Raw genomic sequence first — 19,409 nt, forward strand, 5'->3', positions numbered from 1 at the left:
GGTCAGCGCCGGGGAGTGCCACGCCGGCGGCGATGGCGACGGAATTCCAGGACCAGCGCGACCACCAGCACGGTCAACGCCAGTCCGAACCATTGCACGGCGTAGCCCAGATGGCGACTGGGCGGCAGCGTATTAGGCAGCAGCTCCAGATCGCGCGGGTAACCGCCTGGCAGCGCCGGATCCAGCCGCAGCACGCGCGCGGCAAGGCTGCCCGTCGGCAGTGACAGCGCGCGGGCCATGTCGTCGGGTGGCATCCGGCTGGCCAGCCATACGTTCGCCTGTGGCGCGGGCGACAGCGCCGGGCCCAGGGCAAGGCCGGTGGCCGGCGGCGGCGCCAACAGGCCGCTGATGGCCGTATGGTCGGTGCGCGGGGTGATCGGTGGGATCACGCGATCCGGCGGCATCGGCAGCCAGCCCAGATCGACCAGCACGCGTGCGCCGTCATCGCTCTGGAACGGCTGATACACCTTGAGGCCCGCGCGGCCTTCGCGGGTCTGGTTGTCGAGCAGGATGGTGCCGGGCAGGAAGCGGCCGCGGTCCTCCACCCAGCGCAGCAGCAGCGGTGCGGCCAGCGCCTGGCGCAGGCTGAGCGACTGCGCACGGGCCGGCACCTGCTGGGCCAGCAACGCTTCTTTGTCGTGCATGCGCTGCAGTTGCCAGCGGCCGAGCTGGCAGAACGCGAGGATGACGAGCACCGCGGCGATCCAGCCGATCAGGCGTGTGTGCTTGCGCATCATGACAACGTCGGCAAAACGCGGTGATATAGGCGCACCCGCCACGCCATCGAGCCGCGCATGAATGATTCGTTGAAGACCCTGCTGGTAATCGCGTTTCTGATCGTCATCGTCTGGAATCTGGGCGCCGGGCTGTATTACCTGCTGGTCGATCGCGGCCAGACCAAGCGCACCGTCAATGCCCTCACCCGCCGCATCGCGGTATCGGTGGCGCTGATCGTGCTGGTGGTCATCGGCATCTACAGCGGTTGGATCAAGCCCCACGGCATCGGCGGCTGAGGCCGCACCGGCGTCGATGCGGCAGGACGTCGCACCGACGCTACAGCACGTAGACGAACAGGAACAGCATCAGCCACACCACGTCGACGAAGTGCCAGTACCACGCGGCGGCTTCGAAACCGAAGTGGTTGTCGCGGGTGAAATGCCCTTTCGACGAGCGCAGCCACATCACCGCCAGCATGATCGTGCCGAGCAGCACGTGCGCGCCGTGGAAGCCGGTGAGCATGAAGAAGGTGGAGCCGTAGATGCCCGAGCCCAGGGTGAGGTTGAGTTCCTTGTAGGCGTGGATGTACTCCTCCACCTGCAGGGTGAGGAAGCCCACGCCGAGCAGCACGGTGATGCCCAGCCAGACCAGCAGCTGGCGGCGGTGACCGGCCTTGAGCGCGTGATGCGCAATGGTCAGGGTGACGCCGGAGGTGAGCAGGATCAGCGTATTGATCAGCGGCAGACCCCAGGCCGGAATGGTCTGGAAGTGCCCACCGATCGCACCGGGGCCGTTGGTCGGCCACGCCGCCGAGTAGCCATCCCACAGCAGCTCATTGGTCATCACCCCATCGCCGGCGCCGCCCAGCCACGGCAGGCCCAGGTTGCGGGTGTAGAACAGCGCGCCGAAGAACGCGCCGAAGAACATCACTTCGGAGAAGATGAACCACACCATCCCCATCCGGAACGAGCCATCCACCTGGCGATTGTAGCTGCCGGCCTGCGATTCGCGCACCACGTCGCTGAACCACCAGAACAGGGTCAGCACCAGCATCGCGATACCGGTGTAGAAGGTCCACTTGCCCCAGCTGGAATCGTTGAGCCAGCTGGCCACGCCGACCATGGTCACCATCATCGCAATGGAACCGATGAACGGCCATTTGCTGTGCGTGGGCACGAAGTACACGTTCGCATCGGGGCTTTGCTGGGCCATGGTCTTGGGTCCGGTCCGGATCAGGGAGCTGCACGCGCGCCGGTCGGCAGGCTGGCTGGAGCCAGTTGCGCGGACAAGGCGTCGTTCTTGTAGAAGGTGTAGGACAGGGTGATCGTGGTGATGTTGGCCGGCAGGTCGGGGTCGACGATGAAGCGCACGGGCATGTCGCGTTTCTCGCCGGCCTGCAGGGTCTGCGCGGTGAAGCAGAAGCACTCGGTCTTGCTGAAGTAGCCGGAGGCCTTGGCCGGTGCCACCGACGGCACCGCACTGCCGACCAGCGCGCGATCGCTGTCATTGCGCGCGTAATACAGCGCCTCGTTGAGCTCGCCGGGCACCACGTCCATCGTCAGCTGTTCGGGATGAAACGCCCACGGCAGCTTGGAATTCACCCCGCCGTCGAACTCCACCCGCACCGTGCGCTTGCCGTTGGCGGCCGCAGTGCCTGCCGCCGCGCCGGGGCCGCGCTCCAGGCGCACGCCGAACACCTTTTCGCAGGCGATGCGGTACAGCGGCACCAGCGAGAAGGTCAGCACGAACACCGCCAGCGCCACCCCGATCAGGCGGGGCAGGCCCGCATGACGCGCGGGTGCCGGGCGCGGTTCGCTCATCGCCCGATCACCCCGCTGAGGATGAAGCCGCCATAGACCATCAGCGCGACGATGCCGACCGCCCACGCGGTGCGATGCGCGCGGCGACGTTGCAGGGCCTGCTCATCCGGCGTGCGGGTGGTGCTGGTCATGAGCGGCCTCAATGGGTGATGTCGTCATGGGCCAGATCACCCGGACGGATGGTCGGCGGCGTGGTGAAGGTATGCGCCGGTGCAGGCGAGGGAATCGTCCACTCCAGGCCACGTGCGCCTTCCCAGCAGCGGTCAGCGGCCTTCTCACCGTGGCGCAGCGAGTGCCACAGGATCGCGGCCATCATGAAGGGCGTGACGAACATGCCGAACGCGCCGATCGAGCTGATCAGGTTCCAGTCTGCGAAGGCCACGCTGTAATCGGGAATACGCCGCGGCATACCGGCCAGGCCGAGGAAGTGCTGCGGGAAGAACAGCAGGTTCACGAACACGATCGACCACCAGAAATGCACCTTGGCCCAGGTTTCGCTGTACATGCGCCCGGTCCACTTCGGCCACCAGTAGTACACCGCGGCGATCAGCCCGAACACCGCGCCGGTGACCAGTACGTAGTGGAAATGTGCGACCACGAAGTAGGTGTCGTGGTACTGGAAGTCGGCCACCACGATCGCCAGCATCAGGCCGGAGAAGCCGCCGATGGTGAACAGGATCACGAAGGCCACCGCCCACAGCATCGGCGCTTCAAAGGTGAGCGAGCCGCGCCACATGGTGCTGACCCAGTTGAACACCTTCACTCCGGTCGGGATGGAGATGAGCATCGTGGCGAACATGAAGTAGATCTCGCCGCCCAGCGGCATGCCCACGGTGAACATGTGGTGGGCCCAGACGATGAAGGACAGGAACGCGATCGCGGCGATCGCGTAGACCATGGCCTGGTAGCCGAACAACGGCTTGCGGCTGAAGGTGGGGATGATCTCGCTGACCACGCCGAACGCCGGCAGGATCATGATGTACACCTCCGGGTGCCCGAAGAACCAGAAGATGTGCTGGTACATCACCGGGTCACCGCCACCGGCGGCGTTGAAGAAGCTGGTGCCGAAGAACTTGTCGGTGAGCAGCATCGTCACCGCGCCGGCCAGCACCGGCATCACCGCGATCAGCAGGAAGGCGGTGATCAGCCAGGCCCAGCAGAAGATCGGCATCTTCAGCAGATCGATGCCGGGGGCGCGCATGTTGAGCACGGTGGCGATGATGTTGATCGCGCCCATGATCGAGCTGATGCCGGCCACGTGGATGGCGAACACGCTGAAGGCCACGTTGTAGCCGCCCTGCAGCGACAGCGGCGGGTACAGCGTCCAGCCACCAGCCGGTGCGCCACCCGGCAGGAACAGGGTCAGCAGCAGCAGGCTGAAGGCCACCGGCAGCAGCCAGAACGACCAGTTGTTCATGCGCGGCAGCGCCATGTCCGGCGCGCCGATCTGCAGCGGGATCATCCAGTTGGCCAGGCCGACGAAGGCCGGCATCACGCCACCGAAGATCATCACCAGCGCATGCACGGTGGTCATCTGGTTGAAGAACTCGGGCTTGACGAACTGCAGGCCCGGTTGCGCCAGCTCGGCGCGGATGATCACGCTCATCGCCGCGCCGATGATGAACATGATGAAGCTGAAAAGCAGGTAGAGCGTGCCGATGTCCTTGTGGTTGGTCGAGAAGAACCAACGCTCGAAGAACCCCTGCTGATGCCCGTGATGCCCGTCGTGGTCAACTGCGGAATGCGCCATCGCAACTACACCTCACTGTATCCGGTGGTACCCGCATCCGCCGGCTGGCGGGCGCGGCTCGATTTCAGGCGTTGCTGTCTGTTGCTGCCACGGCAGGCTCGCTGGCCGGTGCCGGTGCCGGTGCCGGGGTGGCCTCGGCCGGGGCAGCCGGCGCAGGCGCCGGAGCGGCCTGCGGCGCAGGGGCCGGCGCAGGCTTCCTGGAGGCCAGCCATTTCTGGTAATCCTCCTTGGAGACCGCCTCGACCACGATCGGCATGAAGCCGTGATCCTTGCCACACAGCTCGGCGCACTGGCCGCGGTACACGCCGACCTGCTCGATGTTGGTCCAGGCCTCGTTGATGAAGCCGGGAATCGCATCCTGCTTCCAGCCCAGCGCCGGCACCCACCAGGCGTGGATGACGTCGTCGGAGGTGATCACGAAGCGCACCTTGGTATCGACCGGCAGCACCAGGCGGTTGTCGACATCCAGCAGGTAATGCGGATGGCTGTCGCGGGTCGGCACCACCCCACTCTGGCGCACGCGGTCGGACTCACGGTCCAGGCGGCTGGTGAAGCTGACGTTTTCGCCGAGGTATTCGTACTTCCACATCCACTGATAGCCGGTGACCTTCACGGTCATTTCCGAATCGCGGGTGTCGTAGAACTTGATCAGATTGGCCGTGGCCGGCCAGGCCATCACCACCAGGATGATCACCGGGATCACTGTCCAGATGACCTCGGCCTTGGTGTTGTGGCTGAAGGTGGCGGCGACCGCGCCCTTGGATTTGCGGAATTTGAAGATCGCGTAGAACAGCGCGCCGAACACCAGCACGCCGATCACGGTACAGACCCACAGCGAGAACAGGTTGGACTCCCACGCCAACCGCGAGCTCTGGGTCACCCCCTTGCCCATGTTCAATTGCCACGGTTTGGGGTCGGCCGCCTGGGCCCACGCCATGGCCGGCGCCAGCAGCGCAGCCCCGCCCAACACTGACTTCCCGAACGTCCTGCCCCACTTTCTGCATTGCTTCATTGCCTAGACCCTTAGCGTCGTCGGTTGCGGCCGTCATTGGCCGCGAGCAAGCCTTCTAGTTTCTGAGCCAGTACCTGGCGTTCGGCCGGTGCGAGGAAACTCCCCACGTCCACCTGCCTACCGCTGGATGCCAGCCGGACTCTGCGCTCGTCGGCGATCAGCCTCACCCAGTGCGGGTGGGCGCTGAACACCGGCGAATGCCCGGGTGCGGGAATCACTTCCACGCACGCCGGCACTACCCGGATCTCTTCCTGCCGTTCTCCACTGCGCCACACCGTGCGCAGCGCCACTGCCAGCAACACGCTGTACAGCAGAGCAAACACGGGGGCGAATACGTTGCCGGTGAACCAGCCCAGGCCAGCCGCCAGCCACATCACCCCCGCCAACACCGCAAACAACAGGACGAACTGCCGGGCATCGAGCGCCCGTGGGGGGCGCAGCCGCAGTTGCGTCCCTGATCCGTCCGGAGCGATAAGCACCTCGATCATGTCGCAACCGCGTTTTTCCTGCCGCGGGAAACGTCTCGATGGTAGCCCCGCTCTCCAGCGAGTAGCAAGGGTCCATTCACAGTTTCAGGAATGTTGCAACACAGCATCGACTGCGGCGGCCATTTTGACGAAATCAGCACAATAAATACCGGTCGGGTCGAATCCGCCGAATCCCCCTGTATGAAAGGCTATGCGCCGCATGGGCACAGCCACGTAAACCCCTTGACTCGCCAAAAAAACGATTAAAATGGTCAAGTTCTCCACGAGCCGACCGGCATGACTGCATCCTCTGTCCTTCCCCCTGCCCCGGCATCGTCCGGCGCCGCCCGCCCGCCGCTGCTCGCCCCCGAGCTGCCGGGCGTTCCCAATGCGTTCCGCCAGGCGATCACCGATGCCTGGTTGAAGGACGAGGCCACCCATGTGCGCGAGCTGCTGGAGCAGGCACGTCTGCCGGCCGCCGAGCAGGCCAAGGTGCAGGCCACCGCCGCCGACCTGGTCAAGCGCGTGCGCGTGCGTGCCCAGGACCAGGGCGCGATCGAAGCCTTCATGCGCCAGTACGACCTGGGCAGCGAAGAAGGCGTGCTGCTGATGTGCGTGGCCGAAGCCCTGCTGCGCATTCCGGACCAGGAGACCGCCGACAAGCTGATCCGCGACAAGCTCGGCGATGCCGACTGGAAGAAGCACATGGGCGGCAGCGACTCGGTGCTGGTCAATGCCTCCACCTGGGGCCTGATGCTGACCGGCCGCCTGGTCCAGATCAACGATGCCACCCGCGCCGATGTGCCGGGCGCATTCAAGCGCCTGATCGGCCGCGTGGGTGAGCCGGTGATCCGACTGGCCGTGCGCCAGGCGATGAAGATCATGGGCCACCAGTTCGTCATGGGCCGCACCATCGATGAGGCACTGTCGCGCTCGCACAAGGGCGACAACGCCAGCTACCGCTATTCGTTCGACATGCTCGGCGAAGGCGCGCTGACCATGAAGGATGCCAAGCGTTACCTGGAAGACTACCGTCGCGCGATCCACTCGATCGGCGGTGACCACAAGGCCCGCGGCGGCCGTCCCGATGGCGACGTCAACTCGGCACCGGGCATCTCGATCAAGCTCTCCGCGCTGTACCCGCGCTACGAGCATGCCAAGCGCGCACGCGTGATGGCCGACCTGGTGCCGGGCGTGCTGGAGCTGGCGCAGCTGGCCAAGTCCTACGGCATCGGCTGCACCGTCGATGCCGAAGAAACCGACCGCCTGGAGCTGTCGCTGGACATCATTGAAACCGTGGTCAGCGATGCCTCGCTGGCTGGCTGGGAAGGTTTCGGCGTGGTCGTGCAGTCGTACCAGAAGCGCACCCCGTACACGATCGACTACCTGGCCGACCTGGCCCGTCGTATCGGTCGCCGCCTGCAGGTGCGCCTGGTCAAGGGCGCGTACTGGGATGCGGAGATCAAGCGCGCGCAGATCGACGGTCTGCCGGCCTACCCGGTATTCACCCGCAAGCAGAACACCGACGTGTCCTACCTGGCCTGCGCCAAGCGTCTGTTCACGCACAGCGATGCGATCTACCCGATGTTCGCCACGCACAACGCGCACACCATCGCGGCCGTGCAGGCGATCGCCAAGGGCGGCCAGTACGAGCACCAGAAACTGCACGGCATGGGCGATGACCTGTATGCCGAAGTGGTGCCGGCCGACCGTCTGAACGTGCCGTGCCGCGTGTATGCGCCGGTCGGTTCGCATGAAGACCTGCTGCCGTACCTGGTGCGTCGTCTGCTCGAGAACGGCGCCAATTCCAGCTTCGTCAACCGCATCACCGACGAGAACGTGGCCATCGACGACCTGATCCGCGATCCGGTGGACGTGGTCTCCTCGTTCGCGTCCATCCCGCATCCGAAAATCCCGCTGCCGGCAGATCTGCTGCGCAGCCAGAACCATGACAGGAAGAACTCCATGGGCGTCAATCTCGCCAACGACAACGATCTGCGCGCCCTGGCCGAGCAGCTCAACGCCGCCGTGAAGCCGTGGCATGCCGCGCCGCTGGTGCCGGGTGCCAACCCCACCGGCGCGCTGTTGAACGTGACCAACCCGGCCGACACGCGCCAGGTGGTGGGCCAGTGGCAGCCGGCCGACAGCGCCACCGTCGAGAAGGCACTGGCCAATGCCGTGGCCGCGCAGCCGGCCTGGAACCGCACCCCGGCCGCCAGCCGCGCCGCGATCCTGGAGCACGCTGCCGACCAGCTGGAAGCGCGCATGCCCGAGTTCATGGCGCTGTGCGTCAAGGAAGCCGGCAAGAGCCTGCCCGACGGCATCGCCGAAGTACGCGAAGCGGTCGACTTCCTGCGCTACTACGCCAAGCAGGCACGCGAGCAGTTCGGTCATGCCGAAAAGCTGCCGAGCCCGACCGGTGAATCCAACGAACTGCAGCTGCATGGCCGCGGCGTGTTCGTCTGCATCAGCCCGTGGAACTTCCCGCTGGCGATCTTCCTGGGCCAGGTCAGCGCCGCGCTCGCCGCCGGCAACAGCGTGATCGCCAAGCCGGCCGAGCAGACCAACCTGATCGGCTATTACGCAGTGAAGCTGCTGCTCGATGCCGGCGTGCCGGAAGGCGTGCTGCAGTTCCTGCCGGGCGACGGCGCGACCGTCGGTGCCGCACTGACCGCCGACCCGCGCGTGGCCGGCGTGGCCTTCACCGGCTCGACCGACACCGCCCGTGCAATCAACCGCGCAATGGCCGCACGCGACGCCGCGATCGGTGTGCTGATCGCGGAAACCGGCGGCCAGAATGCGTTCATCGCCGACTCCTCGGCGCTGCCGGAGCAGCTGGTCAAGGATGCGATCGGATCGGCCTTCACCTCCGCCGGCCAGCGCTGCTCGGCCGCCCGCGTGCTGTTCGTGCAGGACGACATTGCCGACAAGGTGATGACCATGCTGTCCGGCGCGATGGCCGAACTCAAGATCGGTGACCCGGGCCTGCTGTCGACCGATGTCGGCCCGGTGATCGATGCCGACGCGCTGCAGATCCTCAAGGATCACGCCGTGCGCATGGAGAAGGAAGCCCGCCTGATCGCCGCTGCCACGCTCAGCGACGACGCCGCACACGGCACTTTCTTCGCCCCGCGTGCGTACGAACTGAAGAACCTGGACCAGCTGCACAAGGAGATCTTCGGGCCGGTGCTGCACGTGATCCGCTGGAAGGGCGACCAGCTCGATGCGGTGATCGACCAGATCAACGCGACCGGCTACGGCCTGACCCTGGGCGTGCATTCGCGCATCGACGAAACCGTCGACCGCATCGCTTCGCGCATCAACGTCGGCAACGTGTACGTCAACCGCAACCAGATCGGTGCAGTGGTCGGCGTGCAGCCGTTCGGCGGCCAGGGCCTGTCCGGTACCGGCCCGAAGGCCGGCGGCCCGCACTACCTGCTGCGCTTTGCCACCGAGAAGACCGTCACCGTGAACACCACGGCAGCCGGCGGCAATGCCTCGCTGCTGACCCTGGGCGACTGATCTCCGGCGTCATGCAGCAAACGAAAAACCCCGCGAAAGCGGGGTTTTTTGTAGTTCACGGGCTTTCGATGGACTCGATCTCGTCGTGCATCAGCAGTTCATTGCCCATGTAGCGCTCGAACTTGATACGGCCGAAACCGGCGGCATACCAGGCTTCGATGCGGTTGTCTTCGAAGGTGGCGGTGACGTGGCAGGTGTCCTTGAACGTGCGCGGCTGGTTGCCGACGTCCGTCTCCAGATCTTCGAAGCCGACGAAGGTGTAGTCGGAGAAGCCGTCGTAGTCGATCGGCTCGACGGTTTCATCGATGTGGTTGGTGCGCTCGCCCGTGCCGGTGAGTTCGAAACGCTCACCCGGCTTGGCGCTCTGCGGGAAGGTCGGCGCCGGCTTGAAGACGTCGGTCCGCGTGGGGCCGTCGCTGGACATGCCGTAGCGTTCCTGGCCGAGCAGCTGGCGGCCGCTGGGATCGTAGAAGCTGGCCATGCCGATGCCACCACCGGCACTGTGCACCTTGATGGCGTTCTGGCCGGCGAAGGTGACTTTTTCGATGGTCAGCGTTTCATCTGCGTTGGACCAGGACAGCCCCGGGGTCAGGGTGAAACAGGCAGCGAACTCCGGCGCGGCCGCTGCGGGCAGCGAGATGGCGGCGAGTGCGATGGCAAGGGTGGAGCGGAGCAGAGTAGACGTCATGGGAAAACCCGTGGGGAGAAGAGTGGAGGCGAAACGGCATTGCACTGGCGACCTGCGTCTCCAGCGGGAGGTTGATTCAATGGAGATGCCTAGGCCGGCAGTGATGCCAGGTCTAGCTGGCGCAGCTGCGCTTCCAGGGTCTGCAGGCTGGTCCACGGCAGGATGGGGGAGTTCTGACGCTCGTCCGGAGGATGCGTCCGCAATGTATCGGACCAGCCCCCGCAGCCTTCCAGCGGCAACAACGGCCGCTTGTGCAGCCACGCCAGACAGACTTCCGAGATGGTGCCGGCACGGCCACCAATGACGATGCAGGCATCACCGGCCAAGGCCATCATCAGGTTGCGGGCATCGCCCATGCCACACGGCAACACGACGGTTGCCGGCCAGTCAGCCGCCGGCATCTCGTCGGGGGGAATGATGCTGACCGCCAGGCCGCCTGCGGCTATCGCGCGCTCGGCAGCCACGCGCGTGGCGGGACTTCCACAGCCGCTGACGACAGTGATGCCGAGTCTGGCCATCAACGCGCCAGCGTCTCCAGCCAGTTCGTAGGCTGCGGAACCCGGTTCGGCGCTGCCCAGAATGCAGACCTGCGGTCGTCGATGCGGAGACTTCATTCATTTCCTTTTAAATGGTCGTGCCTGCGTAGCGGTCGGCACAGGAGTGCGATCCTATCGCGTCACGCCTTCGACGTGAACGCCGATACCGTGGACGCTGCGCGCAGCGGATGCCGCACGAGCAGCGCGCAGACAACAAAAAACCCCGCTTTCGCGGGGTTTTCTGCTGCTGCGTTCAACCGATCAGTGCTGCGTTGATCAGAACTTGTAGTTGAACGACGCGGCCAGCACGTCGCCACGGACCTTGTACTTGCCGGTCAGCGAGTTGCCCTGGTTGTTGGTGGTACCGGCGATGTTCACGTCCGGATCCTTGGTGAACAGGTGGGTGTAACCGAAGTTGTATTCGGTGTTCGCCGACGGGGTCCAGCCCAGGCCCACGGACAGCCACTTGCGGCTGGTGTCCGGCACGCGCACGTCGCGGTGTGCGTTGGTGGTCGGGGTCTGATCCAGCGCGATACCGCCACGCAGGGTCACGGTGTCGCTCAGCTTGAAGTCGGTACCCAGCGAGACGAAGGTCGTATCACGGTAGCCGAACTCCAGCACCGAATCGGGCTGGTTGGAGGCGTAGTCGATGGTGACCTGGTCGAACGCGGTCGACCAGGCGGTACGGGTGACGTCACCCATCACGGTCCAGCGGTCGTTGACGTTGTGGGTGACGCTCAGCGTGGCCGAGGCCGGCAGGGTCAGCGTCGCCTTGCCCGAGGTGCTGGTGAAGCGGCCCGGCTGCGCGACAGCCAGCACGGCAGCAGCGTTGGTCGGCACGTCGAAGGTGGCATCGCCGCCGGTGATCTTGTGCTCGACCTTGGAGCGGTAGCTGATACCGATGTGGGTGTTCTCGTCCGGGCTGAACAAGCCGCCGACGGTCCAGCCCACGGCGTTGTTGTCACCTTCCACGGTCAGCTTGCCATCGGCGCTGCCCGGCGCGAAGCCCGGCACGCGCGACTGCGCCAGTGCGGTGCCGAAGTCGATGTTGTTGCTCAGCTCGATGGTCAGGTGCTCGACGAACACGGACGCACCGAAGGACACGTACGGGTTGACGTCATAGGACGCGGCGAAGCCCAGGTCGATGGCCTTCATGTCGGTCTTCATGCCGCTGTAGCGGCCGACCCAGCCATTGTCGTAATCGGTCTTGAAGCCGAACGGTGCGGTCAGCGAGACGCCGAAGTGGGCCTGCTCACCGATCGGCATGTGGAAGTACGCGGCCGGAACCGGAGCGATCATGCCGGCGTCGCCGCCGTCACCGCCGGTCTGCGGCTGGCCGGTCGGCTTGCGGCCGGTGCCGTTGAACTTGGCCGAGAAGCTGATGGCGCTCAGGTCGCCCTGGACCTGCATGCCTTCGAGCTGGCGCATGCCAGCCGGGTTGACGGCCATGATGGAGGCATCGCCGGCGGCGCTGCCGGAACCGGCGAAGGCGCGGCCGAGGCCCTTGGCGCTGTTTTCCTTCAGCTGGAAGGCGGCAGCGTGGACGTGGCCGACGGCCAGGACGCCGGCAATGCCGACAGCCAGGGCGGTGACGCGGGCAAGCGTGGAAGCGGTATGCATTGTTGGTTCTCTCCGGATAGCGATCATGTTTGGCAACGCGCGCCTGCGTTTTCCCTTCCTTTGCAGGTCAGGACAACGCGCCGGATTCCCCTCCCGACATACGACGCCGTATGCGAGTATACCGAGAGCGGTTAATGAAACAATAACGTGTGTCGCCCTTGTGGCTATTCATGCTGAACGCGACATATCCCCGTCAGGTCGGCCTCCGCGCTAGGCTAGTGCCGAATGTTCGTGTCCACCCCCTCCCGCAAGAAAGCCGCCTACCGCTGGGCCACCCCCCTGCTGTTCGCCGCGCTGTGGGTGGCCTTTCTGTGGTCGATTTCGCGGCCGGATGACGCCCGCCGCAGCCTGTGGATGGACTGGGGCGCCTTGTCGACCGGTCTCACCCACCCGCTGGACTGGTGGGCGACCCTGCAGGATGGCAGCGTGCTGCGGCTGTTCACCGCACTGTTCCTGCATGCGGACTGGTCGCACCTGCTGGGCAACCTGGTGTTCCTGCTGATCTTCGGGCTGCCGGCCGAGCGCGTGCTGGGGCCGTGGCGGTTGATGCTGCTGTTCCTGGTGGGCGGGGCGATTTCCAACCTGACCGCGATCTACACCATGGGCAGCCCGGACCAGATCATCATCGGTGCCAGCGGCGCGGTGTCGGCCCTGATCGGCGCCTACCTGGCGCTGTTCCCGGGCGCGCGGCTGGGCGTGGTGATCCCGCTGGGCCTGTTCCTGGAATTCGTGCGCGCCCCGGCCTATCTGCTGATCGGGGTGTGGGCAGCGCTGCAGGTGGTATTCGCCTACATCGGCCCGACCTTCGGCATGGTGGCCTGGTGGGCACATATCGCCGGGTTCGTGTTCGGCCTGGGCTACGGCGTGTATGTGCGCGCCGCGATCGCGCGGCGACTGCGCAAGCGGCATGGGTTCTAGAAGAACAGCCATCGCCTGCGGGTAGTGCCGGCCGCTGGCCGGCGCCACGTACGGCTGGATTTGTGCAGAGCCGGCCAACGGCCGGCACTACCGGTCACGGCTTGATCGGCGCCGTCGAGGCCGGTGCCTCGGGCTTGGCCGGCGCGGGCGTCGCCGGTGCCGCCGCAGGCTGTTCGGTCGGCTTCGAATCTGCCGGCTTCGAATCTGCCGGCTTCGTATCTGCCGGCTTGCCCGCTGCCACTGCCGGCTTCTTCGCCGCCTCTGCCTTCTGCCTGGCCAGCACCGAACCCGGCTGCTTCAACTCGGCCAGCGCGTCATTGATCGGGCCATCGCCGGGCAACACGTCACCGGCCTTGTAGCCCTCGGTGCCTTCTTCATCACCGCGCAGGTGACCGGGCAAGGTGGCTTCGCTGTAGTCGGTCAGGCTGGCCGGCAGGTCATCATCACCGGCACGCTTTTCCGGCTGCAGCAGAACGTCCGGAATGATGCCGGTGGCCTGGATCGACTTGCCGCTCGGGGTGAAGTACCGCGCGGTAGTCAGCTTCACCGAGTCGCCATTATCCAGCGGCAGCACGGTCTGCACCGAGCCCTTGCCGAAGGTGCGGCTGCCGATCACGCGGGCGCGGCCGTTGTCGCGCAGCGCGCCAGCCAGTACTTCGGAGGCACTGGCCGAACCGGCGTCGGCCAGCACCACGACCGGGGCACCCTTGAGCAGATCGCCCGGGGTCGCATCGAAACGCGCATCGCTGATCGAGATGCGGCCGCGGGTGCTGACGATGTTGCCCTTCTCGAGCAGATCGTCGGCCACCTGCACGGCGGCGGTGAGCAGGCCACCCGGGTTGCTGCGCAGATCCAGCACCAGGCCCTTCAGCTTGCCACCGGCCTGCTGCTGCAGCTGGGCGACATGCTTCTGGAAATCGGCACCGGTATCGGCCTGGAACGTGCTCAGGCGGATATAGCCATAGCCGGGTTCCAGCATCCTGCTGCGCACGCTGGTGACGCGGATGGTTTCGCGGGTGACGGTGACATCGAACGGCTTGGGCTTGCCCTCGCGCACCAGGGTCAGCACGACCTTGGTGCCGGCGGCGCCACGCAGCGGTTCGGTCGCTTCGATCGCGCTGATCGGCTTGCCGTCGATGGCGATGATCAGGTCGCCGGCCAGAATGCCCGCGCGCGTCGCCGGGGTGTCGTCGATCGGCGAGATGACCTTCAAGCTGCTGTTGTCGGGCTGCTGCTGCAGCTCCACGCCGATGCCGTCATAGGCGCCGTTGGCCTGCTCATCGAAGGCTTCGGCGTCTTCCTTGTCGAAATAGGTGCTGTGCGGATCCAGATCGAGCAACAAGCCGCGGATCGCGGACTGCATCAGTTTCTTGTCGTCGACCGGATCGACGTAGGCCGCGCGAACCGCGTTGTAGACGGCGACGTAGCGGCGGATTTCTTCCAACGGAACCCGTGAGGTCACCGCTTCTTCCGTGGTGGCCGCATCGGCCCCGCGTGCCGGCGCTTCGGCGGTCTGCTGCGCCCAGGACACCGCAGGCAACAGGGCCAGCAGCAAGGTGGCGGAACGGGCTACGCGCATGAAGCACTCCAGGATGAGCGGGGGACGGTTATCCACGCACGGGGGTGCGTCGCCCGATTATGCGCGAAGCGACGATAAATTCCTGTTGAATCCGCTGCACGACGGCGCGCCCGTGTTGGGCGCGGTTTATCGCCGCTGCAGCCAGCTGCCCGGGTCCACCGGCTGTCCATTGCGGCGCAGTTCGAAGTACAGCGCGGTCACGCCCTGCCCACCGGAATTGCCGACCTTGGCCACCGCCTCGCCCTTCTTCACCGTGGCGCCCGCATCACGCAGCAGGGTGTCGTTGTGGGCGTACAGGCTCATATAGCCGTTGCCGTGATCGACGATCAGGATCATGCCGTAGCCGGTCATCCAGTCGGAGAACACCACGGTGCCATCGGCGACGGCGGTGATGGTGCTGCCAGCAGGCGCACCGATCAGCACGCCGCTGCTGGTGCGGCCATCGGGCAGTTTGCCGCCGTAACGGGCGAGCAGATTGCCCGACAACGGCCAGCCCAGACCGCCGACCTTCGGTGCCGGCGCGGAAGCGACTGCCGGAGGCGTTTTGGTCGCACGCGGCGGCGGGCGGGTACCGCTGGCCGCCGCCGCGCGATCGGCCTTGTCGGCGGCGGCTTTTTCCGCAGCGGCACGCCGCGCGGCCGCACGGCGCTCGGCCTCGGCGCGGGCAGCAGCGGCACGCAGGTTCGCGAGCAGTGTTTCCAATGCTTTGGCGTCCTGGCCGAGCGCCTTCTCACGCTCGCTGCGGTCCTTGTAGCGTTCGTCCAGCGTGGCCACGGTGGCCGCGCGCGCGCGGCGGTCATCGGCCAGCGTGGCGACCTGCTGCTTCTGCTGCTGACGGGTGCCTTCCAGCGCCTTGCGGCGCTCGACGATCTCCGTCTCCACCCGTTGCAGTTCGGTGAGGTCGGCCGTCAGCGACTGGATCCGTTGCGCGCGCTCGCGCTGCAGATAGTGGTGATAGGCCAGGCTTCGGTTGGCGTCGGCGACGCGATCCTGCGACAGCAGCAACTTGAGCGGTGCGTTGTTACCGATGCGGTAAGCCGCGCGCAACAGCGAGGCCAGCTCCGTGCGCTGCTGCTCCAACCCGGCCTGCAGCGCATCGCGCTTGGCCTGCAGTTCACTCATCGCGCGAGTCTCGCGTTGCAGCGCGGTTTCGGTCTGGGCCAGGACACGCCCGGTGCGGGCCACCTTTTCGTCGGCTTCGCGCAGCTGGCGCGAGGCCTGTCCACGCTGCCCTTCCAGATTCCGCCGTTCCTGCGCCACGCCCTTCAGCTCGCTGCGCAGCTTCTGCAGCTTGCGCTCGGCTTCCTTGGAGGATTGCGCAGCCAGCGGGCTGGCACCGAGAACGGCCACTGCCAGCAGCAGCGCACGCAACGCCGGGGTCAGCCACTGCGTGCGACCGCGTCCGTCGGTCGGATTGTTATCCCGGCGTGAGGAAAAGGCGTTGTGGCGCAAGGGCTTTCCAGTGACTTCAGGCAGATGCGGATTGCAACGATGCATGGTGACATTCCTGCAGGCGGCCTGCCAGCCGCGCTCCACCATCGAGGTCCTCATGAAACGCTCCCTGCTTCCGCTGTTGCTGGCCCTGACGCTGCCCTGTGCGCCGGCCATCGCAAGCGACAACATCAGCAAGGTCAACGGCAGCATCTCCGCCGAGGCCGGCCAGACCTACGGCAACCTGGAGACCGTCAATGGCGGCATCAAGGTCGCCGAGAGCGTCACCACCGGCCGCATTGAAACCGTCAACGGCGGCATCCGCGTCGCCGATCGCGCACGCACCGGCGGCATCTCCACCGTCAATGGGAGTGTGCGCGTCGGGCGCGAGGTGATTGCCAGCGGCGGGGTGGACACTGTCAACGGCGGCATCTTCCTGGATCGTGGCACCCAGATCGAGGGCAGCCTGGAAACCGTCAATGGCAGCATCGGTCTGGTCGAGACGCGCGTGTCGCGCGGCATCGAGACCGTGAACGGCGATATCACCGTCGGGGTGGGCTCGCAGGTCGAGGGCGGCATCGAGGTCAAGAAGCCGAACTTCAACCTGTCGCTGACCCCCGGCCGCAAGCCACGCGTAATCATCGGGCCGAACGCGTCGGTCAATGGATCCCTGCAGTTCGAGCGTGAGGTGACCCTGTATGTGCACCGCACCGCCCGCATCGGTCCGGTCACTGGCGCCGTGGCCGTGCCCTTCGATACCGACACCGCGCCACAGGATTGATATGGTGGTCGCTGGTGCGCTGCGCACCCGCCTTTCCCGTTCCAGGAACCGATGATGCCCCGCAAACTTCTGTTGTGCCTTGCCGCTGCCGCTGCGTTGACCGCGTGCAAGGGCGAATCCACCGCGCCCACCGCGGCACCCGCCACTGACGCGGCACCGACCGCGCCGGGCCATGCCTTCTCGCCCGAGATCAACGCCGGCGATTTCGCCGAACTGGTCAAGACCCTGGCTTCGGATGAGTTCGAAGGCCGTTCGCCGGGCAGCAAGGGCGAAGAGCTGACCGTCAATTACATCCGCGACCAGATGCAGCGCATCGGCCTGCAGCCGGGCAACGGCGACAGCTGGTTCCAGGATGTCGCGATGACCGAGACCACGGCCGATGAGTCGACCGTATTGACGCTTGACCAGGCGGGCAAGACCCGCGAGCTGAAGTTCGGTACCGACATGGTGATCGGCACCCGCAGCGGGCAGCCGGACGTGAAGGTCGAGGCCAGCGATCTGGTCTTCGTCGGCTACGGCGTGGATGCGCCCGAGCAGAAGTGGAACGACTACGCCGGCCAGGACTGGAAGGGCAAGACGGTCGTGATGTTCGTCAACGACCCGGGCTTCCACGTCAACGACGAGAAGCTGTTCGACGGCAAGCGCATGACCTATTACGGGCGCTGGACGTACAAGTTCGAAGAAGCCGCGCGCAAGGGCGCCGCCGCAGCACTGATCGTGCACGACACCGCCGGTGCATCGTACGGCTGGGATGTGGTCAAGAACTCGTGGGCCGGCCCGCAGTACGATCTGCCGGCCAAGGATGACCCGGAAGCGCGTCTGCCCGCACAGGGCTGGTTGAGCGCCGATGCGGCCCGCCAGTTGTTCGCCGAGGCCGGCCTGGATCTGGACAAGGCGTACAAGGACGCCAGCAAGCGCGGCTTCAAACCGGTCCCGCTGAAGGCCAAGGTCTCCTTCGATCTGAAGAGCACCATCGCCGAAAAGAAGTCGCGCAACGTGGTCGGTGTCCTGCCGGGCAGCAAGCGTGCCGATGAAGCCGTGCTCTACATGGCGCACTGGGATCACCTGGGCAAGCACGAGGGTGAGCAGGGCGACAATATCTACAACGGCGCTGTCGACAACGCGACCGGCGTGGCCGGCATCCTGGAAGTCGCCGATGCGATGGTACATCAGCAGCCGGCACCGGAGCGTTCGGTGGTGTTCCTGGCGGTGACGCTGGAAGAGTCGGGCCTGCTGGGCTCGAAGTACTACGTCAGCCACCCGACCTTCCCGCTGGACAAGATCGCCGGTGTGATCAACATCGATGCGATGTCGGTGGCAGGCCGTGCCAAGGACATGACCGTGACCGGCTTCGGCAGCTCCGAGCTGGAGGACATCCTCAAGCCGCTGGCCGCGAACCAGGGGCGTACCCTGCACGGCGAAACCGCGGTGCAGAGCGGCTTCTACTTCCGTTCGGATCACTTCAACTTCGCCAAGGCAGGCGTGCCGGCGCTCTATGCGGACGGTGGTGAGGATCTGCGCGACGGCGGTGTCGACGCTGGCCGCAAGGCCGCCGAAGACTATGGCACCAACCGTTACCACGGCCCGAAGGACGAGTTCGATCCGGCCACCTGGAAGCTGGATGGCACGGTCGAGGACCTGCAGCTGCTGTATGGGGTTGGCAAGGAACTGGCCGGCGGCGATCGGTGGCCGAACTGGTACGAAGGCAATCCGTTCAAGGCGGCACGCGATGCGATGATGAAGGGCAAGGGCGCTGAGACCCCGGCCGCGGAGTCTGCGCGCTGAGCGGTTGTTCGTCCTGATGTAATTTCTGTTGCATGAAAACGGCGCCTTTCGGGGCGCCGTTTTTTTGGGGTTGGCGGCTGGCTTGGTCGGGCGTTGGGCCGCCCAGCATCAGCGCGACAGCGAGTGCCGGGATTGGTCTGGTCAGTCCGCACACAGCACGCGAAGCCTCGTAGCGGCCGGTAGGCGCCTGGGCAAAATCAAGGAGGAAGCCGCCGCCGTCAGGCGGCGGCCGGGGGACATTTGCCGAGGGGCCTGCCGGTCGCTACGGGGCCCTTACGCTCGCGGAAGATGCAAGCGGAGACGCCACCCGCCGCACTGGCCGCATACGCATGACCGTGCTCATCTGCTGTGGCACGTGAAATGAGGCGCTCCCCTCCGTTGGGAGAAGAACAAAAAAAACCCCGCTGCGTGAGCAGCGGGGTTTTGGGTGTAAACCCTGGCGATGACCTACTCTCGCATGGCTTAGGCCACACTACCATCGGCGCAGCTGCGTTTCACTTCCGAGTTCGGGATGGGATCGGGTGGTGCCACAGCGCTAATTTCACCAGGGAGACGGTTGGAGCAGCGCATTGCGCCAGCTCAGCAGAGGTCTCTTCCGAGAAACAGATACCTGTAAAAACCAGGTGCCTGCAAAAAAAGAAAACCCCGCTGCGTGAGCAGCGGGGTTTTCGGGGTAAAAACCCTGGCGATGACCTACTCTCGCATGGCTTAGGCCACACTACCATCGGCGCAGCTGCGTTTCACTTCCGAGTTCGGGATGGGATCGGGTGGTTCCACAGCGCT

The 19,409-nt window shown here is 65.8% G+C and carries 17 protein-coding genes and 2 rRNA genes; 5 read left to right on the top strand and 14 right to left on the bottom strand.

Annotated elements, in window-relative coordinates:
• Nucleotides 1-2: 2 nt before the first annotated feature.
• Complete coding sequence (locus ABE464_RS17290; protein ID WP_102788906.1) at nucleotides 3-737, bottom strand: SURF1 family protein; 735 nt, start codon at nucleotides 735-737, stop codon at nucleotides 3-5.
• Between the two features lie 57 nt (nucleotides 738-794).
• Here ABE464_RS17290 and ABE464_RS17295 point away from each other — a divergent pair, with 57 nt between their 5' ends.
• Nucleotides 795-1,013, top strand: coding sequence for a twin transmembrane helix small protein (locus ABE464_RS17295; RefSeq protein WP_019185993.1), 219 nt, complete (start codon nucleotides 795-797; stop codon nucleotides 1,011-1,013).
• Nucleotides 1,014-1,053: 40 nt separating this feature from the next.
• On the opposite strand, the gene ABE464_RS17300 is transcribed toward ABE464_RS17295, so the two are convergent.
• From ABE464_RS17300 to ABE464_RS17325, 6 genes are all read right to left on the bottom strand, one after another.
• A complete protein-coding gene (locus ABE464_RS17300; RefSeq protein WP_123731374.1) occupies nucleotides 1,054-1,929 on the bottom strand; it encodes a cytochrome c oxidase subunit 3 in 876 nt (291 codons plus the stop codon).
• A 20-nt stretch (nucleotides 1,930-1,949) separates the two neighbouring features.
• Nucleotides 1,950-2,537 (bottom strand): cytochrome c oxidase assembly protein, encoded by a 588-nt coding sequence (locus ABE464_RS17305; protein WP_346472942.1) that lies wholly within the window; start codon nucleotides 2,535-2,537, stop codon nucleotides 1,950-1,952.
• Nucleotides 2,534-2,668, bottom strand: coding sequence for a hypothetical protein (locus ABE464_RS17310; protein ID WP_259462181.1), 135 nt, complete (start codon nucleotides 2,666-2,668; stop codon nucleotides 2,534-2,536). The genes ABE464_RS17305 and ABE464_RS17310 overlap by 4 nt, the downstream gene beginning before the upstream one ends.
• Before the next feature lie 8 nt (nucleotides 2,669-2,676).
• Nucleotides 2,677-4,287 carry a cytochrome c oxidase subunit I gene (ctaD, locus tag ABE464_RS17315; RefSeq protein WP_265309792.1) on the bottom strand — a complete coding sequence of 537 codons (1,611 nt, stop codon included), beginning with the start codon at nucleotides 4,285-4,287 and terminating at the stop codon, nucleotides 2,677-2,679.
• A 64-nt stretch (nucleotides 4,288-4,351) separates the two neighbouring features.
• Nucleotides 4,352-5,299, bottom strand: coding sequence for a cytochrome c oxidase subunit II (gene coxB, locus ABE464_RS17320; RefSeq protein WP_346472943.1), 948 nt, complete (start codon nucleotides 5,297-5,299; stop codon nucleotides 4,352-4,354).
• Between the two features lie 11 nt (nucleotides 5,300-5,310).
• Complete coding sequence (locus ABE464_RS17325; protein WP_070426473.1) at nucleotides 5,311-5,787, bottom strand: DUF2244 domain-containing protein; 477 nt, start codon at nucleotides 5,785-5,787, stop codon at nucleotides 5,311-5,313.
• A 276-nt stretch (nucleotides 5,788-6,063) separates the two neighbouring features.
• On the opposite strand from ABE464_RS17325, the gene putA reads away from it, so the two are divergent.
• Nucleotides 6,064-9,288 carry a bifunctional proline dehydrogenase/L-glutamate gamma-semialdehyde dehydrogenase PutA gene (gene putA / locus ABE464_RS17330; protein WP_346472944.1) on the top strand — a complete coding sequence of 1,075 codons (3,225 nt, stop codon included), beginning with the start codon at nucleotides 6,064-6,066 and terminating at the stop codon, nucleotides 9,286-9,288.
• 55 nt (nucleotides 9,289-9,343) lie between these two features.
• Here the strand turns inward: putA and ABE464_RS17335 are convergent, their stop codons facing one another.
• The 3 genes from ABE464_RS17335 to ABE464_RS17345 form a co-directional block, all read right to left on the bottom strand.
• Nucleotides 9,344-9,976 carry a hypothetical protein gene (locus tag ABE464_RS17335; RefSeq protein WP_346472945.1) on the bottom strand — a complete coding sequence of 211 codons (633 nt, stop codon included), beginning with the start codon at nucleotides 9,974-9,976 and terminating at the stop codon, nucleotides 9,344-9,346.
• A gap of 89 nt (nucleotides 9,977-10,065) precedes the next feature.
• A complete protein-coding gene (locus tag ABE464_RS17340) occupies nucleotides 10,066-10,590 on the bottom strand; it encodes a Rossmann fold nucleotide-binding protein (RefSeq protein ID WP_346472946.1) in 525 nt (174 codons plus the stop codon).
• A 198-nt stretch (nucleotides 10,591-10,788) separates the two neighbouring features.
• Entirely contained in the window at nucleotides 10,789-12,132 is a 1,344-nt protein-coding gene (locus tag ABE464_RS17345; protein WP_346472947.1) for an outer membrane protein transport protein, read from the bottom strand.
• 225 nt (nucleotides 12,133-12,357) lie between these two features.
• Between ABE464_RS17345 and ABE464_RS17350 the strand changes: the two genes are divergently transcribed.
• Nucleotides 12,358-13,050, top strand: a complete 693-nt coding sequence (locus ABE464_RS17350; RefSeq protein WP_019186003.1) for a rhomboid family intramembrane serine protease — start codon at nucleotides 12,358-12,360, stop codon at nucleotides 13,048-13,050.
• A gap of 94 nt (nucleotides 13,051-13,144) precedes the next feature.
• On the opposite strand, the gene ABE464_RS17355 is transcribed toward ABE464_RS17350, so the two are convergent.
• Both ABE464_RS17355 and ABE464_RS17360 read right to left on the bottom strand, forming a co-directional pair.
• A complete protein-coding gene (locus tag ABE464_RS17355) occupies nucleotides 13,145-14,629 on the bottom strand; it encodes a S41 family peptidase (protein ID WP_346472948.1) in 1,485 nt (494 codons plus the stop codon).
• A gap of 126 nt (nucleotides 14,630-14,755) precedes the next feature.
• Nucleotides 14,756-16,180: a peptidoglycan DD-metalloendopeptidase family protein gene (locus ABE464_RS17360; RefSeq protein ID WP_346472949.1), complete on the bottom strand. Its 1,425-nt coding sequence runs from the start codon at nucleotides 16,178-16,180 to the stop codon at nucleotides 14,756-14,758.
• Between ABE464_RS17360 and ABE464_RS17365 the strand changes: the two genes are divergently transcribed.
• Both ABE464_RS17365 and ABE464_RS17370 read left to right on the top strand, forming a co-directional pair.
• Nucleotides 16,179-16,841, top strand: coding sequence for a hypothetical protein (locus tag ABE464_RS17365; protein WP_346472950.1), 663 nt, complete (start codon nucleotides 16,179-16,181; stop codon nucleotides 16,839-16,841). The genes ABE464_RS17360 and ABE464_RS17365 overlap by 2 nt on opposite strands.
• A 54-nt stretch (nucleotides 16,842-16,895) precedes the next feature.
• Complete coding sequence (locus tag ABE464_RS17370; protein ID WP_346472951.1) at nucleotides 16,896-18,626, top strand: M28 family metallopeptidase; 1,731 nt, start codon at nucleotides 16,896-16,898, stop codon at nucleotides 18,624-18,626.
• Nucleotides 18,627-19,060: 434 nt separating this feature from the next.
• On the opposite strand, the gene rrf (ABE464_RS17375) is transcribed toward ABE464_RS17370, so the two are convergent.
• Nucleotides 19,061-19,175, bottom strand: a 5S ribosomal RNA gene (rrf, locus tag ABE464_RS17375).
• Between the two features lie 131 nt (nucleotides 19,176-19,306).
• Nucleotides 19,307-19,409: ribosomal RNA gene (rrf, locus tag ABE464_RS17380) — 5S ribosomal RNA — on the bottom strand; the annotation flags it as partial.

Origin of the sequence: Stenotrophomonas sp. TWI587, from assembly GCF_039674145.1 — a bacterium.
GTDB classification, from domain to species: Bacteria; Pseudomonadota; Gammaproteobacteria; order Xanthomonadales; family Xanthomonadaceae; genus Stenotrophomonas; species Stenotrophomonas maltophilia_AY.

Excerpts from the sequence above, each read along its gene's own strand:
- ABE464_RS17335 (WP_346472945.1), bottom strand. The coding sequence starts at position 9,976 with ATGACGTCTACTCTGCTCCGCTCCACCCTTGCCATCGCACTCGCCGCC.
- ctaD (WP_265309792.1), bottom strand. The coding sequence starts at position 4,287 with ATGGCGCATTCCGCAGTTGACCACGACGGGCATCACGGGCATCAGCAG.
- ABE464_RS17310 (WP_259462181.1), bottom strand. The coding sequence starts at position 2,668 with ATGACCAGCACCACCCGCACGCCGGATGAGCAGGCCCTGCAACGTCGC.
- ABE464_RS17305 (WP_346472942.1), bottom strand. The coding sequence starts at position 2,537 with ATGAGCGAACCGCGCCCGGCACCCGCGCGTCATGCGGGCCTGCCCCGC.
- ABE464_RS17365 (WP_346472950.1), top strand. The coding sequence starts at position 16,179 with ATGAAACGCTCCCTGCTTCCGCTGTTGCTGGCCCTGACGCTGCCCTGT.
- ABE464_RS17295 (WP_019185993.1), top strand. The coding sequence starts at position 795 with ATGAATGATTCGTTGAAGACCCTGCTGGTAATCGCGTTTCTGATCGTC.
- ABE464_RS17360 (WP_346472949.1), bottom strand. The coding sequence starts at position 16,180 with ATGAGGACCTCGATGGTGGAGCGCGGCTGGCAGGCCGCCTGCAGGAAT.
- ABE464_RS17350 (WP_019186003.1), top strand. The coding sequence starts at position 12,358 with ATGTTCGTGTCCACCCCCTCCCGCAAGAAAGCCGCCTACCGCTGGGCC.
- ABE464_RS17370 (WP_346472951.1), top strand. The coding sequence starts at position 16,896 with ATGCCCCGCAAACTTCTGTTGTGCCTTGCCGCTGCCGCTGCGTTGACC.
- ABE464_RS17300 (WP_123731374.1), bottom strand. The coding sequence starts at position 1,929 with ATGGCCCAGCAAAGCCCCGATGCGAACGTGTACTTCGTGCCCACGCAC.
- putA (WP_346472944.1), top strand. The coding sequence starts at position 6,064 with ATGACTGCATCCTCTGTCCTTCCCCCTGCCCCGGCATCGTCCGGCGCC.
- coxB (WP_346472943.1), bottom strand. The coding sequence starts at position 5,299 with ATGAAGCAATGCAGAAAGTGGGGCAGGACGTTCGGGAAGTCAGTGTTG.
- ABE464_RS17345 (WP_346472947.1), bottom strand. The coding sequence starts at position 12,132 with ATGCATACCGCTTCCACGCTTGCCCGCGTCACCGCCCTGGCTGTCGGC.
- ABE464_RS17355 (WP_346472948.1), bottom strand. The coding sequence starts at position 14,629 with ATGCGCGTAGCCCGTTCCGCCACCTTGCTGCTGGCCCTGTTGCCTGCG.
- ABE464_RS17325 (WP_070426473.1), bottom strand. The coding sequence starts at position 5,787 with ATGATCGAGGTGCTTATCGCTCCGGACGGATCAGGGACGCAACTGCGG.
- ABE464_RS17290 (WP_102788906.1), bottom strand. The coding sequence starts at position 737 with ATGATGCGCAAGCACACACGCCTGATCGGCTGGATCGCCGCGGTGCTC.
- ABE464_RS17340 (WP_346472946.1), bottom strand. The coding sequence starts at position 10,590 with ATGAAGTCTCCGCATCGACGACCGCAGGTCTGCATTCTGGGCAGCGCC.